Raw genomic sequence first — 24,091 nt, 5'->3', positions numbered from 1 at the left:
GCGTAGACGCGGCCGACGGCCTGGAGAGCGCGGCGCACGCCGCTACAGCGACTGGATCTCACGTGTGAGCAGATCCATCATCACCTGCACCCGCATGGGCTGTCGGCGGCGGCGCGGGTACACCATGTGTGCCGTCTGCGACGGGCCGGTCCATTGCGGCAGCAGCCGCACCAGTTGCTTGCGTTGGATCAGCTCATTGACCATCCAGCAGGGCTGGAATGCGATGCCAGCGCCGTCGCGCACGGCATCCAGCAGCGCCACCGCATGGTTGATGCGGTAGCGCGAGTTGATCGGGAGGTCCACCGCGCCGTCAGGGCCGGTCAGCGTCACCGCGTCGTCCGTCTGGAGCGGGTAGCGCAGGAAGCAGTGGCGCGCCAGGTCTTTCAGCGCGCGCGGCCGGCCGTGCCGCCTCACGTACTCGGGCGAGGCCACGATGTAGCGAGGCCAGGTGGCCAGCTCGCGCGCGACCAGGTCGGGTGGCAGCGCGCCGCCTATGCGCACCGTGAGGTCGAAGCGCTCCTCCACCGGGTCGACGAAGCGGTCTTCCAGCATCAGGTCAACCTGCAGCTCGGGGTACTGCTGCAGCGCGCGCAGCATCAGCGGGTTGAGCTTGAGCTCGCCCAGCGCCATCGGCGCCGAGATGCGCACCAGCCCGCGCGGCTGCCGCGTGCGCTCGTCGAGGTCGGCCACCGCCTCCTCGTAGTCTTCGAGCAGACGGCGCGCGCTTTCAAGGAAGCGCAGGCCCTCGTCGGTGAGCATCACGCGCGCGGGCCCGCGCTCCAGCAGGCGCACGCCGAGCGATGCCTCCAGCGACGCGATCAGCTTGCTGACCGTGGGCTGCGTGGTCGACAGCGACCGCGCCGCCGCCGACAAGGTGCCCAGCTCGGCCGACCTCACGAAGACGTTCATCGCACGCAGCCGGTCCATGGCATTCCACTTTCGAATGGTTGGCCTTCCATCTTGCCATCTTCCCATCGCAACCGGAATTGACGAAAGTGGGGCCATGAAACAGTTCATCGCCTCCTCCCTGCTGGTGACCCTGGTCGCTGGCGCCGCGGCAGCGCCTCAGGCCACCGCACCCGCCGAACACTGGCAAACCACCTGGATCTCCAGCCCGCAGCCCGTGTGGGGCGAGAGCTGGGTGCTGCCGCTCGGCATGCCGACGAGCCTTCGCGACGTGACGCTGCAGCAACCGCTGCGCACATCCCTTGGCGGTGAGCGTGTACGGCTCGTGATCAGCAACGAGTACAGCACGGGGCCGCTGAAGGTCGGTGCACTGGCCGTGCGTGCCACGGGAAGGGGGCCTGCCGTTCCCGTGCGCTTCCAGGGCCGTGACGCCATCACCGTGGCGCCCGGTGCGCGCGTGATCAGCGACGCGGCCCCCCTGCCGCTGCGCGCGGGGGAGCGGCTAGAGACAGCGCTCTATCTGCCGCAGACCACGGCGGTCGCCGGCTTCCACTGGAACGCGCAGGACACCACCCGGATCCTGCCGGGCCACGCGATCGGCCGCCGCGGCATCGCGCCGACGCAGACCCTCACCACGCGCGCCTTCATTGCCGAGTTGCGCGTCGCTGGAACACGCCCGCCGCAGACCGTGGTCGCGATCGGCGACTCGATCACCGACGGCAACGGTTCCAGCATCGGCCGCGACCAGCGCTGGCCTGATCACCTCGCGCGCCGGCTGGCGCCGCAGGGCGTGGCGGTGCTCAACGCCGGCATCGCAGGCAACCGGCTGCTGCGCGGCGGCTGGGGCGACAGCGCGCTCGCACGCTTCGAGCGTGACGTGCTGCGCCACCCGGGCGTGCGCGCGGTGGTCGTACTGCTGGGCACCAACGACATCGGCTTCCCGGGCAGCCCGTTCGCGCCGCACGAGGCACCGGCTTCGCTGGAGACACTGACCGGGGCGTTCCGCCAGCTGGTCGAGCAGGCGCATGCACGCGACGTGCGCGTGATCGCCGCCACCGTGCCGCCCTTCGAGCATGCATTGGCGGGCACGCCACTGCAGGGCCACTACAGCCCGCAGAAGGAAGCGCTGAGGCAAGCGCTGAACGCATGGATCCGCAAGGCAGGCGCGTTCGACGGCATCGTCGACTTTGACGCCGTGTTGCGAGACCCCACGCATCCGTCGCGCCTGGATCCCGCGCTCGACTCTGGCGACCACCTTCACCCCGGCGATGTCGGTTACCGCCGCATGGCCGAGGCGATCGACTTGCGGGCGCTGCTTGGCAACACCGACACGGAGGTGCCGAAGAACGCGCGCTGATGCGATGTAAGGCGCCAGGGCCTGCCCACAGGCCTTTGGAGCAAGCAGTGCTCCGCGCAAGAAGCCCTCTGCGACTTCCGGTTCTTCTAAGGCGCCTGAAGGACGCTGGCGGCCAAAGAGGCCGCCAGCTGCCGCGCAGACTTGGCGCTGACGCCCTTGCCCGTGATCGACAGCGCCGGGGGATGGACGAGCATCCGCGCGAAGACGTCCCGTACTTCTTCCGAGCGGATGTCGTCGATCAGGGCCATGGTGTCGGCCAGCAGCGTCACGGTTCCACTGGCCCAGAGCTCTTCGACGGCCCGCTCCATCGTGGCGAAGGGGCGTTCACTGGCGCGCACGTGGGAGACGGTCAACTGGTTCTTCGCCCTCTCCAGATGGACCGGGTCGATGGTGGCCGCCTGGGCATGAAGCAGCTCGCCCGTGGCTTGGACCAGCGCCTCGATCTTGTCCGGGGTGGTCACGGCATGGACCACGAAGTTGAGCCAGTTGTCTCCGCTGTCGAGCGTGGCATCGGCCGTGTAGGCCAGGCCGAGCCGCTCCCGCACCGTGTCGACCAGCGGTGCCGACATCCCGCCGCCGAAAAGATTGGCCGCGAGCGCGGCGGCCAGGCGCCGGCGCTGCGATGGCGTGCCGTCCGGGCCCGTGGGCGTCAGGGGATAGGCGATGTTCAGGAACACCTGCGACACCTGCGTGAAGCGCCGGGACACGGCCTGGCAGGCATACGCTGCGGGCACTGGGGGATGCGACCCGAAACTGTCGGCCGATGCGGGCATCGCCGTGAACAGATCCTCGGCCAGGCTCATCCAGGCGTCGACATCGAAGTGGCCGGCGGCTGCGACAACGGTGTTGTGTGCCACGTAATGCTGCTGCACATGGCGAACCAGATCGTTGCGTGTGAAGCCCACAATGTTGTCGACCGTGCCGATCACCGGCATGCCCATGGAAGCGGCGCCCCAGAGGGCGCGGTCGAGCAGGTCGCTGGAACTGTCCTCGGGGTCCTCGTCGTACTCGATGGCTTCCTGGCGGATCACCTCCAGCTCGCGCTGCAGCTCGATCTCGGGAAATGTGCTGTGGAGCACGATGTCGGCCACCATGCCGAGCAGTTGCTGCGCGTGCTCTCCCAGACCGGTCATGAAGTAGCCGGTGCTGTCCTTGCCGGTGTAGGCGTTGACGTCCGCGCCCAGCCGTTCCGCATCCAGATTGATGGCCTGCACAGAGCGCGTGGTCGTGCCCTTGAAGGCCATGTGCTCCAGGACATGGCTGATGCCATTGGTGGCGGGCGTCTCGTCGCGGGAGCCGACGCGCAGGAACACACCCACGCTGGCGCTCTGCACGTGGGGCATGGGAAGGGCCAACAGCCGGACGCCGTTGGGGAGTGTGCGGAGGATCGGAGTAGCGGGCATTGACATCAGTCGTTTCTGGCAACGGCGCTCTGGCAACACTCGCCAGTGCGCGCGTTGCCCAGTGCCATGCTTGCGGGCCAAAGGCTGCCGATGAGCGGCCGGCTACCAATTTCTTGTTCCATGCACCATTGTCGCTGCGCTGCACGGCCGGGCGCGCATTGCGACGGAACTGCGCTTGAGTTCCTGCCGGCTTTGTAGCCAAGGTCGGACGACCGCGCCCGTCATGCTCCTCGGTCTGAACTGGAAGCGGACAGACGGATGCTTTCCTCTACCCGCCCCCGGCTGTATCCAATGGCATCGATGATCCGCCGAAACACCCCAGGCATCCGCGCGATCAGCGTCAGATGCTTCGGCACCACGACCATGTCACTGCGGCGTTCGATGCCCTTGACCACCCCCGCCACCACCTCTTCAAGCTCAATGCACTTCCACAAGCCAGTGTTGCCATTGAAGATCTTGTGTCCAGCGGGGTCGGCCAAAAGGGCATCGACCATGGGCGTGTTGAAGAAGGTGGGATGCACGCTGCCCACGCCAACGCCCAGATGACGCAACTCCACGCGCACGCTGTCACACAGCGCCCACACGCCAGCCTTGGTCGCGGCATAGATGCCGTTGAGCGGGTTATGCACGAATGCGGCCATGGACGAGATGGCCATCATGTAGCCGCGACGAGTCCGCACATGCGGCAGCGCAGCGCGGAAGGTGCGCCAGACACCATTGAGGTTGACGTCGGTGTGGCGCTCCATCAGTTTGGGGTCCAATTTGGCCAACGGGCCAAGCACACCAATGCCAGCGTTGGCAACGACGACATCGACACCGCCGAAGTGCGCGGCCGCAGCGGCAAAGGCGGACTCCAGGTCTTCAAGGGAGCACACATCGACCTGCCATCCGCGCGCAAGGTTCAAGGGGCCCAGTTCCGCAGCCTGCTTGGTCGCTGCATCCAGATTCAAGTCGAACAGCGCCAGCTTGGCCCCTTTGGCGTGCAATGCCTTGGCCAAGGCATGCCCCAGCCCACCTGTCGATCCTGTGATGACCACCACGCGGTCTTTCAACTCATACTGCTTCATCGTTCTGCTCCAGTGATACGGAAAGTCAACGCACGGGGACCACGCGCTGAAGGAATGTGAGCTGGTCGGCCACCGCGCGCTCGAACGCGGCGCCCAGGTAGATCTCGAAGTGGCCCTCGGCGTAGCGCTTGATCTCTTTGTGAGGCGCTCTTGCCGCATGGCGCAGGGTCGCTTTGGCCGGTGCGACCGAATCGGTTTCGCAAACACAGAAGAGGACCGGCGCCTTGATGTCACGGGTTCGCCGCCCGGGGTGGTAGCGGACGATGTCCAGCGCGAAGCGCGCGGCAATGTAGTCGGGAATGTGCGAGCCAGCGGGATGAAGGGCACGGAAGCCAGTGAAGGCATCGGGCGCGTTCATCAATGCTGTCTGGCCTGGCGGCGCCGCGAGCGCAACATGGACCGGCTGTCTGCCAAGCCATGAGCCCACGCGATCCAGGATCGCCAAAGCAGACACCTTGATGGAGGTGGCAAAGTCCAGCGCCAAGCTGGAAGCCAGGCCGTCGGTGAAGGGGCACTGCGAGACCACCGCCGCCACATCGGGCGTGTCTGCGGCCACCGACAAGACGTGCCCCCCGCTGAATGAGGTGCCCCACAGAATCAGCTTAGAAGGCAGTACCTCGGGTTGGGCGCGGGCACAGGCCATGGCGGCCTTCCAGTCTTCCAACTGCCTGGAGATGTCGACGAGTTGACGCGGTTCACCACCGCTTTCGCCCAGGTGCCTGTAGTCGAAGACGAAGCAGGCGTAGCCCGCTCGCGCAAAGCGTTCCGCGAAGGCGGGCAGGCGCATCGCTTTGACACCCCCAACGCCGTGGGCCATCACGATGACCGGACACGGCCCACGTCGGACGGGGCGGTAGAAGGTGGCCGCGCACCAACTGTCGCCAGAGCTGAAGCGTAGTTCGACTGACTCTGCGGATGTGGACATCGGTGATCTGTTCATGAATGCGCGGAAGGTGCCCGCTACAAGCAAAGTGCCCGACTTGGGCACCGCGCCATTTTTGTGAACTTCGGCCAGCACCGCTTGACACTTGGCGCACACGACCTTGATACTTTGCGCCATTTGAGTGGAGCGCGTTCCATGGGCAAGCCGCGATTTCGCCGTGTGGTGCCGGCAACCTACGTACAGCTTCTCTACGAGTACCTGGGTGCGCAGGGGCACGATCCGCAAGGTGTGCTTGGCCACGCATGGCCCACCCCGGATCCACACGGGCTCGGTGGTGTCGATGTCGAGCTTTGGGGAGGCATGCTGGAAGCGGCCCGATCACATTTGCAAGACCCGCTCATTGCCATCCACATGGCGCAAACCGTGCAGACCCGGCACCTGGGTGTGCTGGGCGCCGTACTGCTCGCATGTGACAACCTGGGCCAGGCGATGGAGCGCTTCGAGCACTACCAGCGGCTGATCTTCGACGTGGTGCAGATGTCGAGCCAGCCAGTGCCCGGGGGCGTGGCCTTGCGCTGGGATGTGCACGACTACACGCCCGGCCCCCTGGTCAATGAAGCCGGCTTTGCGGTGATGACGCAAGTCGCCCGCATGCTGGCGCAAGGGCCTGCATCGCCTCGCGCCGTGAGCTTTCTGCATGCAGGGCCTGCAGACATCAGGCCCTACGAAGATCACTTCGGCTGTGCGGTGTTGTTCGCTCAGCCCGAAGCCACTGTGACGTTCGATGCTGCGCTTCTGGCATTGCCACTGAAGACCCGTGATCCTGGCCTGATCGCGCTGCTGGCCAAACATGCGGACGAGCAATTGGGCAAGCTGCCGCAGGAGGACGGCTTTGTCGAAGCGGTCAGGCGCGAGATCGCACGGCTGATCACCTTGGGCGAGCCACACATCGACCATGTCGCCGCGAAGCTTCACTGCCCGACGCGCAGCTTGCAGCGAAAGCTCAGCGCGGCTGGCACGCATTACCGCCAGGAGCTGAACCTCGTGCGCCATGAACTGGCCCGGTCATACCTTCGGGATCCCCGGCTCAAGGTGGTCGACGTTGCATTGCTGGTCGGGTATTCGGAGCACAGCGCGTTCACCCGGGCCTACAAGGAATGGACGGGCAAGTCGCCACAAGATGAGCGCGACGCGTACCTTAAGCAAGGGTGATGCGTACGCGGCGGAATATGCGAGGAGAAGACAAACGCAGCCGCACCATCTTTAGAATTAACCGCCACATTTGTTTCCGCTTGACAGGCAACGGATGCCTCCATGACGAAGGAACAGGGCTGAATCAGTCCGTTGCATCAGGTCGCGTCGATACTTTGTTTTGAGCTCACAGGTAACGGATAACAAAGTTTCAAAACGGTCTCAGAGGCAGCAAGCGTCGATTTGCACCAATTGAAGTCGTCGCAAAGTCTCAAAATTTCCGGGTATCCGAGCTGCCGTTTGTGGATCGCGCCAAAACATAGTCTCAAAACCCGCCGTCACAGTTGGTGATTTCCAGCCTTCCGCGAGATGCCATAATCAAGTCATCTACTTCGCATGTTTCCGAGCAAAGCACGCCGCGACGGCCGGCAAAATCAAGTTCTCAACTGCCCCAATAGAAGCCAGCAGCCACTTTGGCTATAGATCCGAAGCATTCACGCGAGGTTCACTTAACGACGTCCGACTATGCCCGCCAATCAGGGGGATTGGCATAACAGTCCTGATCGTGGCAGGTCTTGAAGGTGATCAAACACTGCGAACACCGAACTGCCGCGATCAAGGTGCCTCAGTCGCGGTCCGTAAGTGATGATGAACCCTAAAGCTGCTTGCCGGCTGGCTCAATGAGGAGCAAAGGGCTAGAACCCTTCGCCAGCAAGCACCGAGCCACCCAGCTTTAAGTCTTGCTCCATGAAAGCGTCCAGTCGCGCCCTGGCAGACTCCTCGCTGAGACACCTCAGTCGTTCATCGTAGCGACGACGCAACTCCTCCAGCGCTGCCTGCTTGGCTGAGTCGGTCATGTGAGGCGGCTGTTGCGATTTTTCCATGTCAATAGAATAGCTGAAGCCATCAGGCAGCGCAGCCATTTACCCTGTGACCGATGTGGCACCTGATTGGCGACAGAGCTCCAACAGAGGTAAAGACATTGATGATTCCAGCTTTCCCGGCAGATGCGACGATCATGTCCATCCATCTCGCATGTGTTCGCGCCGGCATCGACGCTAGCATTCAATCGTCGGCACGAAAAGTCTATAGGTCACCGGCCTCTTGGAGCATCAGCAACCGTTACGGATACCAAGCTGAGAACTTTGTTTCGATAATTTTGCGAGGAACCGCTCCTGCAGAGCAGTTGATAGAACGGCATTCTCTTTTTCCATTCGTGTCCAGTCTGCTTACATCCGACATGATTGCCAGGTGGCGCACTGCCATAGTTCGTGGTCACAACGATGTTTTCCGGCCAAGCCACTTCTCTATTGCGATGAGAGGCATAAAGTCCTCGCATGCCTTGCGCCAGTGTCCAACTTGCATAGACAACGACGTCGCGTATTTTGGGGCCGCACACTGGCATGTTTGCCATCAACTACCAGCCGTTTACCTCTGCCAGGCCCATGATCAGCAACTACAAGATCATTGCGGAAAATGTGGCCAGTTCTTTGACGCCAAGTTGGCGCTACAGCTACCTGGTGATCCCTGCCCAGCTTGTGGTTCACGGGCCGCCGCCGCCTCCAGCAAACTCCCGGTTCGAAGCGCGGGGGTATAGCGCCTATAGTGATCTTGTCACGCGCACACTAACTCGTGACACTGAAGAGGTTTCGCCGCACGTACGCCATCGCTTAATGCAGCACCTCATTGATACGGCCAAATCAGGAGACACGTCCCTTCTAAAACTGTTCCTGAAATGGTGGTCAGTTCGAGATCTGACACAGCTGGAAGGACTCTTAAACACGGAGATTAAGCTGTCCGAAGCCGAACAGCTATTTCGCACAGGCTACACCCAAGTAAGTACGCCGTTCTTGCTGGCAGCCATAGCATTCGCCTGGTCGCACACCTCCGAGACGGGCAAAACACGGCTCCTGAGTCAAGAAACGACTGAACTTGATATCTTTAGTCTCCGACCGAATATAGGCGAGGCCCCTCTTCTCCAGGAACTGGAGAATGCTGCCCGAAGGCTGCACCTGCCGCTTGTTGCTGCGCAGCTACTTGGCAAAGGACAACGTCAAGCTGCAGTCGAGATGGTGGGATCGGCCAACGTTCTCCTTCTGCTTGAAGGACTCGCGGCGGAAAATCGGATCACCTTTGACCGACGATCCGTCGAACATGCCGAATCAGTTAAATCCCTGCAAAGCCGCAATGGTCACTAGCCGCTGACGTAAAAATTTAAAGCCGCCGTAAAACGAAGGTGGCGATGCTCATCGTCAAACGTGAAGCACGGCTACTACCTCAGGGGTCGCCCGCCGATTGCCCATGTAAGAAGGCATGCAGTGTTCAAAGCGTCGGACAGGGCACGATGATGCATGCCCTGCATTTCCAGAGCGGCCATTTCCAAGGCTTTGCGCATACCTACTTGTTTGCCAATCCGCTGAGCTTTCGCAAATCGCTCCTTGAGATTGACGGAGCTCGGTGGTGCGGCACAATCCGCGTTCTCTTTCTTCCATTCGATGATTTACCGCCTGCTTGCCCTGCGTCTCCGCTGGTACAGCGAAGCCACCGCCTTGCTTCTGCTGCGGCGTTGGCAGGCCATTGTGCTGATCCTCGGCACCTTCACGCCGGTGGGTGGCTCACTGCTCCGGGAAGCGGCGTACCCGGTGATGGTGCTGCTGTCGGGCCAGCATGGAGTCATCTGGCTCATGGGGGCGCTGGGCCTCTGGCAGGGGTTCTGGGCGCTGTGGGCGCTCATGCAGCGTGAGCAGGTCCGAGGGGGGCGGTTCGCGGATTTCGCGCAGTCCTTTCCGCTGCCGCACCGCACTTGCCGTGTCGTCGATCTGGTCGTGCTGCTCGTCTCGGACACACCGTTGCTGATCCCCTTTGTGGCCAGCGCCTTGGCGCTCGCCGCAAGTGACTCAGAACCTTGGGTCTGCGCGCGGGGCGCGCTTGTGCTGGTGTTCATGCTGGCCTCACAGCTCTGCGCTCAGCTCGCCGTGCTCAAGGGGCGCACGGCGGTGATCGCCGGCTTTGTGCTGGTCGATGCGTGGGTAGCCACGGCCATCGGCCTGCCCATGCCGCCCTTTGGGTCGGTCGTGCTCCTGACCCTGCCCACCCTGGCCAGCCTGGGGGCCCTGATCGCCAATGTCCCGCCGCTGTCGCCTCGCACGGCCCAAGCCCTGCGCCAACTGACACAGGCCGGTGAAGACTTGGTGTCGTGGCTGCTGCGTCCGTTGTCTCCGATGGTGCGGCTCTCGTTGGGGGTTCTCTACAGGCAGCACCTGTCATCCATGCTGGCCAAGTTCTTCACCTGCATGCTGATCGTCTTTGCCAGTGCCGGCCTGATGTCGGTGTGGGATTTCGATGGCCGCTGCCTGCCGATGGCCTTCATCGCGGCGGGCCTCACGGCGCTGGCCACCAGCGGCTTGTACAGGCCGCTGCAGATGGCCCACGAAGCCGCGTTGCCCTTCACCGCGGCTTTGCCGCTGGCGCCGCGTTGGTGGCGATGGGCCGACACGCTGGTGGTGCTGAGCTTTGGTGCGCCCTTCGCGCTGTGCCTGGGCGGGTACCTGGTGTCCAACGCGGGGCTGTCCATCCTCACCGCGGTGGGTTTTCTGATCAGCTTCCTGCTGCTCGTTGCCGCGCTGAGGCCACCTCAGCTGTTCTCCAACCGCCACGCCGTCCTTGCCAGCACCGTGCTGGCCAGCCTGTGGACGTTTGGCGCGGCGAGCGTTATCCATCCCTGACACCCATGAGCCTGCGTTTCCACCGAGTCTCCAAGGCCTTTGGGCGTAGCCGTGTGCTGCAAGGCGCCAGCCACAGCTTCGCGCCCGGGCTCTATGCGCTGCATGGCCCCAATGGCATCGGCAAGTCCACGCTGCTGGCCATCCTGGCGGGCATCCTCGATCCCGATGAAGGCGAGGTCCACATCGACGGACACTCCCTGCAGAGCGATCCGGTGGCGGCGAAGGCCCGGCTGTCCTACGTGCCGGATGAGTGCCCCCTCTACCCTTTCATGACAGGCCGGGAGCTGCTGCAATTCATCGCAGGCGCCAAGTGCACGGTGATCGGCCCCGAGGTCGAGACCCTGGTGGACCGTTTCCGCCTGCGGCCCTACCTGGACACGCGTTTCGGGCACATGTCGCTGGGCACCCAGAAGAAGACGATGTTGGTGGCGGCCTGGATCGGCGCGCCGGCCGTGCTGCTGATGGACGAGCCCAGCAACGGCTTGGACCAGACCACCCGCGAGGTGCTGGCCGGATGCCTGCAAGCCCTGCGCGAGCGTTGCGTGGTGATCATGTCCACCCACGACGCCGAGTTCGCCCGCATTGTCGGCGCCGGCGTGATTTCATTTGACGAGCTTCAGGCGCAGGGTTGATGAACCTTGAGAGCCCGGGAATCCTCAGGATAACCAGCGGATTCGACATAGGACGAGTCTCCGCCAAGGTCATTGACCGACATGTTCGGCCAGGCATGAAGCATCGGCAGCCCCGTTGCGTCTTTGCGCGACGGTGGGCCTGGATTGGGAGCTGAAGGTCGAGGTTTTCAAGCGCAGGGGGCCGGTGTTGCAAACTAAATGGCAACACGGCCACGGTGTGTCACCTGCAAGGGACATGTCAGTGCCATTGATCCCGCAGTCCAGCGGGCATGCCCACGATGTCTTCTTGGCTGACGTTCAGTCAATTTTCTGCCAGAAGCTTTTGCAGTTCCCCCGTCACAATGCTATTTCGCAAGCACTCTAATCTGGCGCGCATATTGGAGCTGTACCGCCTGATGGGCTTTCCCAACTCTTCATTCAACAGGCTGACTGCCGATTCTGAATCGCCCAACCAGACAAGAAGCGCAGCTTGATTCTCTGCTGATTTGCTAATCGTTCTCAAATCGCCAAGCGACTTGAACCGAGCATAGTAAGGCAGTGCGTATTGTCGGATTGTTTGCTTCAGAAATTCGACTTCCTCCATACGAAAGTCAGTGTTCCTGAAAGTAAAGCTGTCTGGGAAAGGGTGTCGCCGCTTGGGGCGGAGGGGATCGTCGTACGCGCGACTGAGCCTGGTTCCAGAGAAAAAACTTCCGACAACAGCCTTTCCGTCGGGATCGAGATTTTCGCCGCTGACTTTGGTCAGAGATTCTTGTATTAAGGGGACAATGAATCCTACTACTATGTCAACTCGCAATATTTCCGGGGCATGTTTGGTGAGGAAATGAATTGACAGCCCATCCTGCCCCACCAAAGGGTGTGCACGCCCCCATGTGACCACCTCCGAGTTGGAAGCGACTAAGCAAAAGCCATATTCCTCCAGTGCCCGACTCAGCTCCTCCTGCAGTCGAGTTTTCATTTGCTTTGTTGTCAATGGCTCATGCTTGGGCTTTGGAGACAACTTGAACTGAATAGCTCGATATGAATCGATGAAGTTAGTAAAATCATCCCATCGCCGCAAGAAAAAATTCCTCTGGGTCATTTGCTTTACGCCGATTCCCTCATGTCGGAATTGACTTTGTTGGCTTAAATGACATCACTGCGTGCGTCTAGTCCATCTGTCGAAGCGCCACCGAGCCGAGATTCGAATCGGCATACCCAATGATCTCGCTCAATATAATTTCCTCAGAATGGTTCCCGCTCGCGATCTCGATAATTTTGGCTTGCGCCATCAACTCTTTCAGCATTATTTTATGATTCTGAATGAGTTTTTCAATATTTTTGTCAAAAAAATCAATCCGCTCCAATTCCTGTATCACCCTATCCGCAGAGTCAATAGATAAGACTGATATCTGCAGAACCTTTTCGTGCATAGGGCTCCCAAGGCAAGTTGCCAATAACCATGCCGAACTTGCTGCGTCAAGCGCATAAGACGCACTCAAGTCGTCGTAATCATTGGTGTCGGGGGTGAGGTGGGCAATCACTGATGCCACTTCACCAAATACGCCTTGCTTTGACAACGCGACATCATAAGTTGATTGAATTCTCGACAAGGCGCGCAGGAAATCTTCGCCACGCTCAAGCTGGGCATGTTTTTTTGCAAAAAAATCAAATCCGGGCGCAAGCCTGCGAACAAGACCGACACCAACCAGATAACATTTATTTGCAGAAAGCCTTGATATCGCCTCATGAACTTCCGATTGAATCATTGCATTTTACTTCTGATAAACCCCGACCGAGGAGTTGGTGTTAGCTTTGTTTGGGTAGATCAAAAAACCTCCGTTGGCAGCACCAAAAAGCGAACCAACGCCCCCCCCCACAGCCAGTGATTCTCCAAATGTCACACTTGGCAAGTTAAATCCAATCGTATTTGATGCCCCTGACTTCAAGGGCGAAGCTGTAGCGACCCCAAGATCATCCAAAAAGGATTGGCAAGCACTACAAATTGGACGGGATGCTGCTGTAGCAACAGGCTTGAGTCCAGCATTGATTGCGGCATTTACGCCTGTAACTTCAGCGTGTCCCATCCCTACGGCAGCAATTTCACCTTCGACCAACAATGCTCGTTGCGCGGGTCTAAGCGCTTTTTCGCTGGAGGAAATAATCGTGACAGATTTGCCAGAGGCATCAATCGCACGTGTTGCAGCAATCGTTGTCTTAGATTGAGTTATTGAGGGTACAGCCTGCCATACCTGATTTGCTCGCCCCGCCAAGCCTGATCGAGCGGAAAGTTCCGCTAATGATTTCAGTTTGTTTGCAACGCCTACGCCGACTGCACCCAATGTAGCATCAACAGCGATAGCTTTGGAATCAAAAACAGCATCCCAGTTGCCCCCGGAAGTTGCATATCTAATGAGTCCACCCGCAACAACACTTGCCCCTGCGCCAGCAACGAAGTTCAGTACGTGCCCACTAGGATCGTTCGCATTGACCGGATTCGCTCCAGCGTATTGGTAAAAATTGACATCACCCGCCGCGAATCCCAAAGGGTCCTCGCTGATGAACCGTCCAATTGCCGGATCATACGAACGGGCGCGATACTGCATCAACCCATTCCCATCGTCCTCACGCCCCGTGTACTTGAGCCTGTTCGGACTGCTCCCCGTGCTGGACTGCGCCTGCCCGAAGGCCATGTACTTCACGCTTTGCGTGGTGCCACCATTGTGCCCCGTCACCGCCGTCACGCTGGTGACCTGATCGTGGTGGAACAAGAAGGGCTTGAGCTTGCTGTCGGTGTCGTACATCCACGCGGCCACCAACTCGTCCACGCTGCTGCCCCGGAAGTACTTGGCTTGCAGTTGCTCGCCTGAGTACTCGCTCTCCAGGTGCTCGCCTTCCAGGAAGTAGCTGCGGTTGCCCAGGCTGCCACCTGATCTGCCGATGCGGTAGTCCATCGGGTCGTAGCTGTAGCTTTCTGCGCCCACGGTCTTGACGCGGCCCTTGGCGTCCCAGGTCAGCGTCTTGGCGCCGATGCCGCTCTGGCTGGTGAGCCGGCCTTCGAAGTCGTGCGCGAAGCTCGACTCCACCGTGCCCGTGGCACTGCCAATGCGGATGTCGGCCAGGCGGTTGGTGTTGGCGGTGTAGTTGTAGAAACGTGTGCTGCCACCTTGGCTCAAACTGCCTTTGGTGTAGGTCTTGCGGTTGCCAACCTTGTCGTAGCTGAACAGCTCGTCGTTGGCCGCACCGGGCAGGTCGGCTTGCGTCAGGCGGTACAGCGCATCGAGCGTGTAGCTGCTGGTGCCGCCGACGTCCGTCTGGCTGGTGATGTTGCCCACGCGGTCGCGTGTGTAGCTGGTCTGGCTGACCAGGTTGTTGGCAGCGTCATACTGGCTCAACTGCGTGGCCCAGCCGTTGGCGTCGAACTGCTGGGTCAGGCGCGCGCCGTTGGCCGTCACCCGGCTGAGCAGGCGGCCGGCCGGGTCGTACTGGTAGTCCACCTGCGTGTAGTCGGGGTTGCGCAGCATCACCAGGCGGTTGGCCGCGTTGTACACGTAGCTGGTGGTTGAGCCCTGGTAGGTGGTCTTGGTCAGGATGTTGCCCACCTTGTCAAAGGTGAAGGCCATGAAGCGGCCCCGGCTGTCGTCCTTGCGCTCCAGGCGGTTCAGGCTGTCCCAGGTGAAGGTGTAGCTCACGTTGCCGTTGGCAGCGGCACTGCGGTTGCCTGCGGGGTCGTAGCCAAAGGTCTCGGCCGTGTTGTCCTTGAGGTAGTCCACCCGGGTCAGGCGGTTGCCGTTGTCAAAGGTGTAGCGGGTGACTTCGTTCAGGCGGTTGGTCTTTTCGTAGACGTTGCCTGCCTGATCAGGCTTGTAAGCGATGGCCTTGGCGCTGTGGTCGGTCTCGCTGGTCAGCCGGCCCAGGTCGTCGTAGGCAAAGCTCCAGGTCTTGGCTTCGGCGTCCTTGACCGTCAGGCGGTTGCCCAGCAGGTCGTAGGTGAAGCTGGTTTCGCCATTGAGTGCGTCGGTGATCTTGGTGACGCGGTTGAGTTCGTCGTAGGCGCGGTGCTCTGTGCAGCCCAGGGTGTTCTTGGGCTTCAAGCCCGCCTGGGCGTTGGCGTCGATCACGCAGCGGAGGTTGCCGTTCTCGTCGTACTGGAACTCGCTGCGGTAGCCCTTGGCGTCGATGGCGGCCTTCTTGCGGCCCAGCTCGTCGATCTCGAAACTGGCCTTCTCGTCGTTGGCGTTCTTGACGCCCACCACGTCGCCGCGCAGGTTGTAGATCGTCTCCGTGCGGTAGCCGGTGGCGTCCACCACGGCGGTGCGGCGGTTCATGGCGTCGTACTCGAAGCGCGTGATGTGGCCTTCGGCGTCCGTCACGGTGATCACGTTGCCTGCGTTGTCGTAGGCGTACGTGGTGGTGTTGCCTTGGGCGTCGGCCTCGGTCTTGACGCGGTCGGCTGCGTCAAAGGTGCGGGTGACGACGTTGCGCTCCTCGAACGTGCCGTTGCTGCGCTTGTAGCGGTGCGTCACCTGCCAGGGCATGCCATTGGCATCGAAGCGGTTGATGACCTCGTTGCCCAGGCTGTCGGTGACCTTGATCACGCGGTCCAGCGCGTCGTAGTCGTAGCTGGTGGTCAGGTCGATCAGCGTGGCGTTGGTGGGGCTGGTGCGGCGCTTGAGGGTTTCGGTCTTCTTGCGGCCCAGGCTGTCGTAGGTGTAGGTCTTGGTGACGGTGGTGCCTGAGGGCATGCCCACGATGTCTTCCTGGCTGACGTTCAGGCCATTGCTGCCGGGCTGGTAGGTCAGGCGGGTTTCGCGGTAGCGGGTGGCGTCGAGGTACTGGCGGCTGTAGTTCAGCGTGGCATTGCTGTTCCAGCACAGGCTGGCCAGCAGCACGTTGGTGCTGGTGGTGCCGGCCGATGTCAGTGCGCTGATACGGGTTTCCTTGGGACGTTGGTTGTGATCACAGGCCGAGGTTGAGGTGGCAAACGTGGTGGTGCTGGTGGTACCGCGCTTGTCCTGGGTGGTGGCCACCTGGTCCAGTGAACCGTAGGTGATGTCCACCGTGCGGTTCAGGGCATCTTGCTCGCGGGTGACGTTGCCAAAGGCATCGGACGTGCCTGTGAAGGCCTTGTCAGCGCGGTAGCTGTAGGTGGTGGCATAGCCCAGCGCGTCGTACTTCTTGCTGCGGATGGCGTCGCCCTGGTTCTCGAAGAGCAGCACGCCGCCGTCGGGTTCCACGAGCTTGGTCATGCGGCCGTTGTCGTCATAGTGGTACTCGCGCACCCCGCCTCGAGCGTCGGTCACGCGGGTGCTCTTGCGGTAGAGGTCATAGTCCAGCGTGTCGCCCACGTCGAAGCTGTTGGTTTGCTGGAAGGTGCGGCCGTTCTCGTAATACTTGAACTTGGTAGCCACCGTCTTACCGTCACGCTGTAGGGACTTAGCAATGTTGGTCAGCAGGTGCTTGGGTCCGTCGTAGCTGTATGTCAGCACCTGTGACAAGGGGTTGGTCATCGTCTGCAGGTTTCCAGACGTGTCGTAGGCGTAGCTCCACTTGCGCGCGGTCCAATCGGTCACATCCTTGAGCCGACCATCGGGGTGGTAGCTAAAGGTGATGCCTGTGCGGCCACTAATGCCGAGGTTATCGGTAATGGTGGACAGGCGCCCGTTGACGTCGTAAGTCAGCGTCAGGCGGTCACCCCATGGGTTGTCGATGTACTTGAGGCGGGCAACCACGTTGGGCGTGGTTTTGAGGTTGCCGGTCGGAACCTCAAAGATGTATTTGATGCCGTTGCGAAAGGTCAGCGTGTGTTGACCAGCGCTGGGGCTGTCAAGCGCCAGCGTGTCGTACACGCCCTTTGGTGACATGACGGCAAAGCTGGTTTCGTTCACCAGGTAACTTTGCTCACCGCCGCGCTCGTCGGTGTAGGTGATAGAGCTGGTTTTGCTGTTGCCGTTCTCGGGTTTTTGGCTGGTGGTGCAGTTGGGGCAGTCGCCAAAGTCGTTGGACTTCAGTCGCATCATATAGCTGTGCACCCAGCCGTAACCCAGGCCGCGATCCACCTTGGTGGAGCTGGGCGCACTGTTGTAAGTGCGCGTGAAAGCCGTGTTCAGGCCATTGCGCCCGCGAATGACGAAATCGGTTTCATCATGGTAGTTGTTGCCGGTGACGGTAGAGACCGGGTCGGCTGTGGAGGGTGTGCGGATGGGGTCGTTGTTGACGGTGCCCACCAGCACTTGGTCGTTGAACTGGTCGTTGTTGAAGGTAGGGACAACGGAAGGCGTTGCGCCACCAACGCCAGCATTCTGGAGGTTGATTGATCGAGAAGGGGTCAGAACAATATTGCCATCAACGTAGCCGCCTGCCAAGGCGGGGGCTGTGTTCGTCAAGGTGAAACAGGCTAGCGTAATGGTGCACAGCGCCCTGCGATGACGGGTCGACCAAGGCTTTGTGCAGGCGACAGCAGAGCCATCCACTGCTGAGGATGTGAAGCGGCGCATCATGTCAGTCCCCTTGCGTAACAGCTTTGGTATTGTCTGGGTCGGCATCTATCGCTTTGGACGAGTTAATCGGATCACTCCGCATCTTCAGGCCCTCCAGGCCGACGTAGCCGCCTCCGGCGGAGATGCTTCGATTGATGATCTCCATCGCCATCGATATGAGGTAACCGGTTTCAGTCTCCCACTCTGATCGAATGTCTACCTCGAAGCGGTAGTTCGATCCGGTAGCCAATTTCGAAGGCAGGGTGTACTCCACCCACGACTGAGAAAGATCGCGCAGATACAGATCATTACGGAAGAATGCGATGGTCGTTGTGTCATAGGCATCGCTGGCCTGCGGATAAGCGCGATATATGCGACCAGTGGGTGAGAACCCCTTGTTGCGGTCGTAGTAATCGAAATCCACTTGCCCGATGTAATACGGAATAATCGTGTAGAGCCAATAGTTCTGTAACTGGCTGATCACGGTGAGCACAGGGCCGGAGAACGTCTGGTTGCACATCGATATCGGAAGAATCGAAGCATTGCCGTTCGCGTTGTAGTACGCCTGCAATTGCCCTTCCCAGTAATCGACGCATTCCGACCAAGCATATATTCCCGTGCTGGTGGAGTAGACGAATCGACCCACGCGCCTTTGCGTGGCGCTGGTAGCAGTGGTGACTGTGGGAAGCATCGTGTCGAAGGTCTTGCCCTGCGTCCCATGGGTCCACGTTGCTGGCGCTGTTGAGTAGACCGTGAGTGGCGTATAGGTGAAGCCTGAGGGCACGGTGGCACTGAAGCCCAAGCTAAGATACGACGCAGGCAGGGTGTCGATGCTGGCGTTCTTCTTGAGGTTGAGTAGGGTCGCCCCATTGGCCAAAGCCATCTGGATGCCGCGCACGGTCGATACCGCATCGTAGCCGGTCAGCTCCTGCCAGATTTCATGCTCCAGCGAAGAAGTAAGATGCCCCATGAACTCAAACTGGCTGCTGGAGTAGTTCAGCGCAGTATCGTTGCTGCGGTAGGATCCGCCAATCGTGATGCCTTTCATGTCGATGAGCAGGCCGCCAGGCAGGATCGAGAACGCCGTGCCATTGATGTACTCAGCCTCGTAGACGGAACTGACCACTCCTAGGAACCCGAGTACCGGCGTCTTGACCTTTCTCAGCCGGTCGACGCGCTCGAACTGTTCCCGCAATTTGGCGTAATACTGGGTGGCAGCCACATGGATCAATCCACCCGTCAGGGCGTCCAGGGCTGGGCGGTTCTCCAGCAGCTTAGTATCCGTGCTATCCCAGCCGTTGCCGTTGGCGTCCACGTAGGGGGTGCAGTTGGTGCCATCTGCCTGGCAACCGGCTTCGGTTGGATTAAAGACGACTTTGTAGAGGTCGTTGGCATCCAACAATTCTCCGGCCGCTCGATGAACCTGGGTCCAGTTGGATGACTCGCCGCCCGTGGCGATGAGGTAATAGCCGCCCACCATACCCTGATAGGTTGCGCTGATGTCCCGGTCGGGCTGGCCGGAGACCACTGAAGGCGCACCGCTCATCGTTATTTCCATGGTCACGACGCTGCCCAAGGGCACATCACCGTTGCTGCCCCGGCTGTCGATGGGGCGCGCGATTTCGATGCCGCCTAGCCGCACCACCATGCTGGGGAAGCCGTCGCCCGGATCGAATTCTGGGACAAAGGTCAAGCGTTTGGTTGCGATCTCGGCGAGAAGAATGTTGGGAGTTCCGCTGCTCAAGCTGATGACGCCACCGCCGGAGAACACGGCCCTGTAGGTCATCCTCATGCTCAGCGTTTTGCCCCACTTCTTGGTTTCAGTGGAGGGTACAGCAGCGTCGTGAGCAGCAACCGTGTCATAGCGGCGAATGGTGCCGATGACCTGATAGGGCAGAGAGGCCGGCAGCAAGCCCTCGCGGATTTCGACGATATTGCCGGCGTCTTGCACGTCCTCCAGCGTCTTGCCTGCGTGATTGGTTCGTAGCCATTGACCGACCTGCTCCTCATAGATGGCCAGAGGGTTCTTGTCGCGCCGCGCCGCGTCGTTGTTCTTGATTGCGTTGTAGTAGGCCGTGTAGTCGAAGGTGATCGCGCTATAGGGATCCAAGTTCAAGCCGTTGTAGGTCTTTTGCTTGAAGCTGGCGTCCAGGGGCACCCAAGTGCAGCGCGACGCGTTGGCAGCCTGGCTGCAATCGATAGCGGGGGTGACGGTATGGATGCCGCGATACTGGTCGAACGGTACGAATGCTTCGGCCCACGCATGCTCAAAATCGACTGTGCTTCGATCATTCGCCAGCGCCACACCTTGGATACCTTGATCTTTCAAGACTTGGATTGCAGCGTCCAGGCTGCTAATGCCCAGCCAATTGGTCAGCTGTGCAGCGGGCATGCGAACGGTCCCTACTGCGTAGCGGGCGGGAATGCTTTGCGCACGCAGCATGGCGATCAGGCTGCTGGCAATATCTATATCGCTGCCGCGCTGACCAAGGAACGTGTTAACCGAGCCAGAGCGCGAGCCGTGATAGGGAGCGTAATCGATCGTGTTGTGAAGATACTCGTAGATGGCCACGGCCGTGCCAAGCTGTGCTGCCTTGTCACGCAGAGGTTGAGCTTCTGCGCTGGAATAGACGATCTCGGGTGTTTCGGTAACGACCTGGGCCTGCGTGCCGTTCCAGCCAAAAGTGAGTACAGCGAGGATCGTCAGGCCCGTCGCAGTGCGCGCAAGGTGTCGCGCGGGGTTGATGCTGTTTTGTAGCATGTCAGTTCCCTGATGATTTGGATGCCTTCACGCGCCGAGCAGGATTCGTCTCTGCGGGCATGGCCTTGAGGGTGGGCGTGCCCCGGCCTGCGGGAACATCGCTTGGGCGGCCCAACTCACCTTGCAGTTGCTGATGCAATACCAGCAGGTCGCGCGGGCCATCAGGGCCATCGTCGGCCAGTGCGGTGTCGAGCTTTTCCGCCCAGCGTTCGAATAGCTGAGCTCGCTGTTTGCCAATTGGCATGCCCGCCGATAGGGTGTCGTCTTCCGGAACGGAACGCGAACGTGAGGCTTTCCATTCACCTCTGCCCTTAAGTTGCGCGACCAGGGCGCGTGCGTTCGCGCGAGCTGCTCTGCGCGATTCGGGCTGAGGGTGAGCATCGTTTTCCGCTGAATTGCCTAGTTTTTGCATTTCGTTTTGAACCGATGCACTCAGGACACCGCGGTTCTGCGGCCCCACATCCGCTGCGACGACGCGGCTCAGGGTTGCCCGCAATTGGGCAAGTTGCTCGACATCGGTTGCGTCTTCCGCGCCGCCCTTCTTGGCAGCCAGGACATTGCGCCCGACTTTGCGAATGGCCGAAATCTGCTCTGGACTTAACCCACGAGCAACTACTGGAGAGTTTTGCGAGGCATTGGATGGCTTCATGGCGCTTCTCTCTGCATGCGCAAGTGGCAGCAAGATCGACAGCGCCAACAGCACAGCGGTGCAGCGTGTATCTTTCATCAGTAAACTCCCCTTTTTCATGCGCCGTAATCGGATCTGCGTCCAGTTCGGCCAATCAATCCCATTAATGCAGCGCCCAGGATTCCCAATGCCCACAGCGGCAATGGCGTGTCTCCGTCGCCCGACGCGACCTGGGTACCACAGCCTGGTTCTGCGCATGGATTGCCGCTTATGTCGGTGTTAGTCAGATTGGTCAACCCGGCGATGGGCGACGTATCGGTGATGCCGTTGTTGGATGCATTCAGGCTTGTCAAATTGACGGCATGCTGCAAACCGTTGAGGCTGGTCACCCCCCGGTTGGAAATGTCCAGCGAGGTGAGTTCCGCCAGTTCACCCCGGTTGAGTTGGTCCATGGCGCCGCGCCCCAAGGCTTCGTTGATCGCTGTGCGCAACGCTGCATCGCTCACCTCCACGCGCTCGCGGCTGGTGCTGGCATCCTTGCCATCTGCCGCAATGAATGCCTGGGTGATAAGACCGGTGGCGAAGACTCCAGAGTCAAACCCACCATCTGGCCGCTGGATGGTGACCAGCGAGTTCAGCAGCGTCTTGGCGTCGTTGGAAGCAGTGTCCAGACGCAGGTAGGCCAGAGCCGCTGCGGCGCGAACGTGTGGCGCTGAAGAGGCCGTGACCTTAGTCTTGAGTGTGGCTACAGCGTTGTTCAGCGGCACCACCAAGGTGGTGTCAGACGATTTGTAAGCAGCCAGTGCTTGAACCACTCGGGCTGTGGTGTACGCATCTGTGGTGGTGCCCGTAGCGGCTGCCCAGCCTTGATCACCACTGACGGTCAACTGCGAGGACTTGAGGTAAGCAATGGCCTGGGCACTGGAGAATGTAGCGCCCGCAGTTCTCAAAGCATCGAGCGCCAGAGCCGTATCCAAAGGCGACGACCGATAGCGTTTGGAAAGCCCCCATCCGGACTGTCCTGCAGCAGGCGTATTCACCGCCGCAAGCAGCGCATCGATGTCTTGTTGTGCGCTGGACTGCGTGGCCCTAAGTACAAGCAGCCGGCGAGCGCGAGCATCAAGGTTCTGCGGATCGTGGTTCTCTATCCAAGCCTGGCCAGCGTAGTATGTCGCGTTGCGCCGATTGGCCTGATGCAGGGCGAGAACTGCCTCGGCGGTTTGCAGGAATGTGCGTGATTCAGAGCTATCGCGCCAACTGCCATCACTCTTGGCTTGTTGTGATTCCAGCCACATCGCTGCGTTTTGTGCTGGGCCCGCATAGATTCCCGCATGCGCAGACATAGGCGCTTGCCCTGTCAGTACGATGACCACACTTAACGCACGAAGCCATACCGTCAACCTCGCAACCTGATTGCCCATAGGTCCTCCACTCGTCCATAGATCGGTGGAGGCGCATTGCAATGACAATGCTTAAAAGAAATCTCTTTGGCTCCACCCTTATGGGGAGCACGTTACAGACGGGCTGTGACAGTTTGACGTGCGTTGTTTCATTTCGGCTACCAAGTGGGCTCAACCCAGCCAATGTTCAAGCGTTGAACCGCTTCGCGAACTGAATGGCTATCACGGCGCCCGCCAACCCAAGGGCGTATCTGCCACCGTCATGAAGGAAGTTCTTCCAGTGAACCACTGGTGAGCCAGAACCTGGCGCAAGCGCCTCCAATACCAGTTGCCAAAGCTCGCCGGCTAACACTACAGGCACGTCTGCGCTGATCAGGAATGCCAACATCGGACACAGTGCCAGCACCCGAATGCCCAGTTCTCTCCAGGAGGTATGGTGAGGCGAATCGCTCAAAGGCCACGCACATGTCACCAACAATGCCACCAGTGGCCCCTGAAGTGCATGTGCCAGCAAGGTCGACGCATTGGCTGTACCGCGTGGGTCGGGATAAACCACGTGTCCGCCGATGAAAACGATGTGTTTCCACATGACGGTGGCGCGCAGCACGCGGTCTGCACCTTCTTGATCAACGGCCAGGCGCAGCAGCTTGAAATCCCCGGCAATCGCTTCGAAGACTGCGCCAAACAATGGCAACAGCCACGTGACGATGCTCTCTCCAAACAGCACCGCAGCTGGGATCAATACCACTGCGGTGACCACGAGACGCATGAGCGTCTGTGCAGCGACCCCAGACAAGTTTTTTTGGGCATCCGTGCTCATCATGGCTCGGCAGGCGAGTCACGTTTAACCGGGGCATGCCAGTTGAGCCAGAGCAGGAAGTACGCTGACACGGCCACGATCAACATCAATGGCGCGACTACGCCGTGCAGCATGTCGAATAGGCTACGATCCCCTCGGTAGGCATAGAACAGCCCGATGACCCTTGCCTGGTTCAAGCCCAGAACCACGCAGACACCAAGCGAGATGCCCATGAGCCGGGCGCTGATGGAGATCGGCGCTACCAGCATGGCGGCCATCATCAAAAACAGGACATCCACGCCTTCACAGCCGTTGATGATGTTGATGCCTCCACCAGGCGCTTGCAGGCGAGAGCCCACTGGCTGCACGCCCGTAGTTGGGTCAATGATTTGTATTAAGGCCGCAGCCGATTTGACGGTGACTTCATCAATGACCATTCGCTCGATCCACGTGTCTCGCGCTGCGGTGCTGTACCAGCCCTGCAATACCGCAAAAATCGCCAGGAAGACTGCAGCGCGCCACATCATGGCGTTGCTGGATCTGGAGGTGGCAGCACGAAGCACTGTGCCTGAGCCCTTAGGCGTACCGTGGAGGGGGTGCCTGTTCATTTGATTCTGCTGAGGATGTAGCCAAACAAATTACTTCAGGGACGTGACAACTCCATGAACCGCCTGCAGCAATTGGCAAAATGCAGATACGCCTCATCAGATTTCAGGCGTCCGCGCTCTCAGGAACGCTTTGTTGGCGATTTCTAACGCGTCACTCCCTAATCTGAGGAGAATATGCCGAACAGCTTACGAGGCATCATCCACCACCATAAATCGAAGCTGCCAGGTAGCAGATAGCATGTCCGCGCCGATACCAATGGCCGTGGCCAGGTG

At 60.3% G+C, this 24,091-nt stretch carries 18 protein-coding genes and 1 pseudogene; 6 read left to right on the top strand and 13 right to left on the bottom strand.

The features are described 5' to 3' along the window. Positions 1-42 precede the first annotated feature (42 nt). Positions 43-927 (bottom strand): LysR family transcriptional regulator, encoded by an 885-nt coding sequence (locus EIP75_RS00095; RefSeq protein ID WP_125241193.1) that lies wholly within the window; start codon positions 925-927, stop codon positions 43-45. 76 nt (positions 928-1,003) lie between these two features. On the opposite strand from EIP75_RS00095, the gene EIP75_RS00090 reads away from it, so the two are divergent. Then, the gene (locus EIP75_RS00090) at positions 1,004-2,263 is read left to right on the top strand and encodes an SGNH/GDSL hydrolase family protein (protein ID WP_125241192.1); all 1,260 of its coding nucleotides are present in this window, start codon (positions 1,004-1,006) and stop codon (positions 2,261-2,263) included. Positions 2,264-2,349: 86 nt separating this feature from the next. Here EIP75_RS00090 and EIP75_RS00085 read toward each other — a convergent pair whose 3' ends face one another. From EIP75_RS00085 to EIP75_RS00075, 3 genes are all read right to left on the bottom strand, one after another. Beyond that, positions 2,350-3,672: a M16 family metallopeptidase gene (locus tag EIP75_RS00085; RefSeq protein WP_125241191.1), complete on the bottom strand. Its 1,323-nt coding sequence runs from the start codon at positions 3,670-3,672 to the stop codon at positions 2,350-2,352. Between the two features lie 215 nt (positions 3,673-3,887). Continuing rightward, a complete protein-coding gene (locus tag EIP75_RS00080; RefSeq protein ID WP_125241190.1) occupies positions 3,888-4,733 on the bottom strand; it encodes an SDR family NAD(P)-dependent oxidoreductase in 846 nt (281 codons plus the stop codon). 25 nt (positions 4,734-4,758) lie between these two features. Continuing rightward, positions 4,759-5,751 (bottom strand): alpha/beta hydrolase, encoded by a 993-nt coding sequence (locus tag EIP75_RS00075; RefSeq protein WP_233584597.1) that lies wholly within the window; start codon positions 5,749-5,751, stop codon positions 4,759-4,761. On the opposite strand from EIP75_RS00075, the gene EIP75_RS00070 reads away from it, so the two are divergent. Then, a complete protein-coding gene (locus EIP75_RS00070) occupies positions 5,734-6,828 on the top strand; it encodes an AraC family transcriptional regulator (protein ID WP_233584596.1) in 1,095 nt (364 codons plus the stop codon). The two genes, EIP75_RS00075 and EIP75_RS00070, sit on opposite strands and share 18 nt — an antisense overlap. A gap of 674 nt (positions 6,829-7,502) precedes the next feature. Here the strand turns inward: EIP75_RS00070 and EIP75_RS00065 are convergent. Beyond that, complete coding sequence (locus tag EIP75_RS00065) at positions 7,503-7,730, bottom strand: hypothetical protein (RefSeq protein ID WP_125241189.1); 228 nt, start codon at positions 7,728-7,730, stop codon at positions 7,503-7,505. Positions 7,731-7,744: 14 nt separating this feature from the next. On the opposite strand from EIP75_RS00065, the pseudogene EIP75_RS24995 reads away from it, so the two are divergent. The 4 genes and pseudogenes from EIP75_RS24995 to EIP75_RS00050 form a co-directional block, all read left to right on the top strand. After that, positions 7,745-8,206: pseudogene (locus EIP75_RS24995) on the top strand (hypothetical protein); the annotation flags it as partial. 4 nt (positions 8,207-8,210) lie between these two features. Continuing rightward, entirely contained in the window at positions 8,211-9,005 is a 795-nt protein-coding gene (locus tag EIP75_RS00060; protein ID WP_125241188.1) for a hypothetical protein, read from the top strand. A 297-nt stretch (positions 9,006-9,302) separates the two neighbouring features. After that, positions 9,303-10,532, top strand: coding sequence for a hypothetical protein (locus tag EIP75_RS00055; RefSeq protein ID WP_125241187.1), 1,230 nt, complete (start codon positions 9,303-9,305; stop codon positions 10,530-10,532). Positions 10,533-10,537: 5 nt separating this feature from the next. Further along, positions 10,538-11,164 (top strand): ATP-binding cassette domain-containing protein, encoded by a 627-nt coding sequence (locus EIP75_RS00050; RefSeq protein WP_125241186.1) that lies wholly within the window; start codon positions 10,538-10,540, stop codon positions 11,162-11,164. Between the two features lie 301 nt (positions 11,165-11,465). Here the strand turns inward: EIP75_RS00050 and EIP75_RS00040 are convergent, their stop codons facing one another. From EIP75_RS00040 to EIP75_RS00005, 8 genes are all read right to left on the bottom strand, one after another. Continuing rightward, complete coding sequence (locus EIP75_RS00040; protein ID WP_148100957.1) at positions 11,466-12,245, bottom strand: hypothetical protein; 780 nt, start codon at positions 12,243-12,245, stop codon at positions 11,466-11,468. 67 nt (positions 12,246-12,312) lie between these two features. After that, positions 12,313-12,912, bottom strand: a complete 600-nt coding sequence (locus tag EIP75_RS00035; protein ID WP_125241184.1) for a DUF416 family protein — start codon at positions 12,910-12,912, stop codon at positions 12,313-12,315. 6 nt (positions 12,913-12,918) lie between these two features. Then, the gene (locus EIP75_RS00030; protein ID WP_199758448.1) at positions 12,919-17,529 is read right to left on the bottom strand and encodes an RHS repeat-associated core domain-containing protein; all 4,611 of its coding nucleotides are present in this window, start codon (positions 17,527-17,529) and stop codon (positions 12,919-12,921) included. A 115-nt stretch (positions 17,530-17,644) separates the two neighbouring features. Then, positions 17,645-20,383, bottom strand: coding sequence for a transglutaminase-like domain-containing protein (locus tag EIP75_RS00025; RefSeq protein WP_125241183.1), 2,739 nt, complete (start codon positions 20,381-20,383; stop codon positions 17,645-17,647). Position 20,384: 1 nt separating this feature from the next. Continuing rightward, positions 20,385-21,110 carry a hypothetical protein gene (locus tag EIP75_RS00020; protein WP_125241182.1) on the bottom strand — a complete coding sequence of 242 codons (726 nt, stop codon included), beginning with the start codon at positions 21,108-21,110 and terminating at the stop codon, positions 20,385-20,387. A gap of 17 nt (positions 21,111-21,127) precedes the next feature. Then, complete coding sequence (locus tag EIP75_RS00015; protein WP_125241181.1) at positions 21,128-22,432, bottom strand: leucine-rich repeat domain-containing protein; 1,305 nt, start codon at positions 22,430-22,432, stop codon at positions 21,128-21,130. Between the two features lie 166 nt (positions 22,433-22,598). Continuing rightward, entirely contained in the window at positions 22,599-23,180 is a 582-nt protein-coding gene (locus EIP75_RS00010) for a hypothetical protein (protein ID WP_125241180.1), read from the bottom strand. A 50-nt stretch (positions 23,181-23,230) separates the two neighbouring features. Beyond that, positions 23,231-23,737 carry an archaeosortase/exosortase family protein gene (locus EIP75_RS00005; RefSeq protein ID WP_158622686.1) on the bottom strand — a complete coding sequence of 169 codons (507 nt, stop codon included), beginning with the start codon at positions 23,735-23,737 and terminating at the stop codon, positions 23,231-23,233. Between the last annotated feature and the right edge of the window lie 354 nt (positions 23,738-24,091).

The sequence above is a fragment of the Aquabacterium soli genome (assembly GCF_003933735.1).
GTDB classification, from domain to species: Bacteria; Pseudomonadota; Gammaproteobacteria; order Burkholderiales; family Burkholderiaceae_C; genus Aquabacterium; species Aquabacterium soli.
The sequence above is the reverse complement of the archived record's forward strand: the minus strand, read 5'-3'. Positions and strand labels throughout refer to the sequence as shown.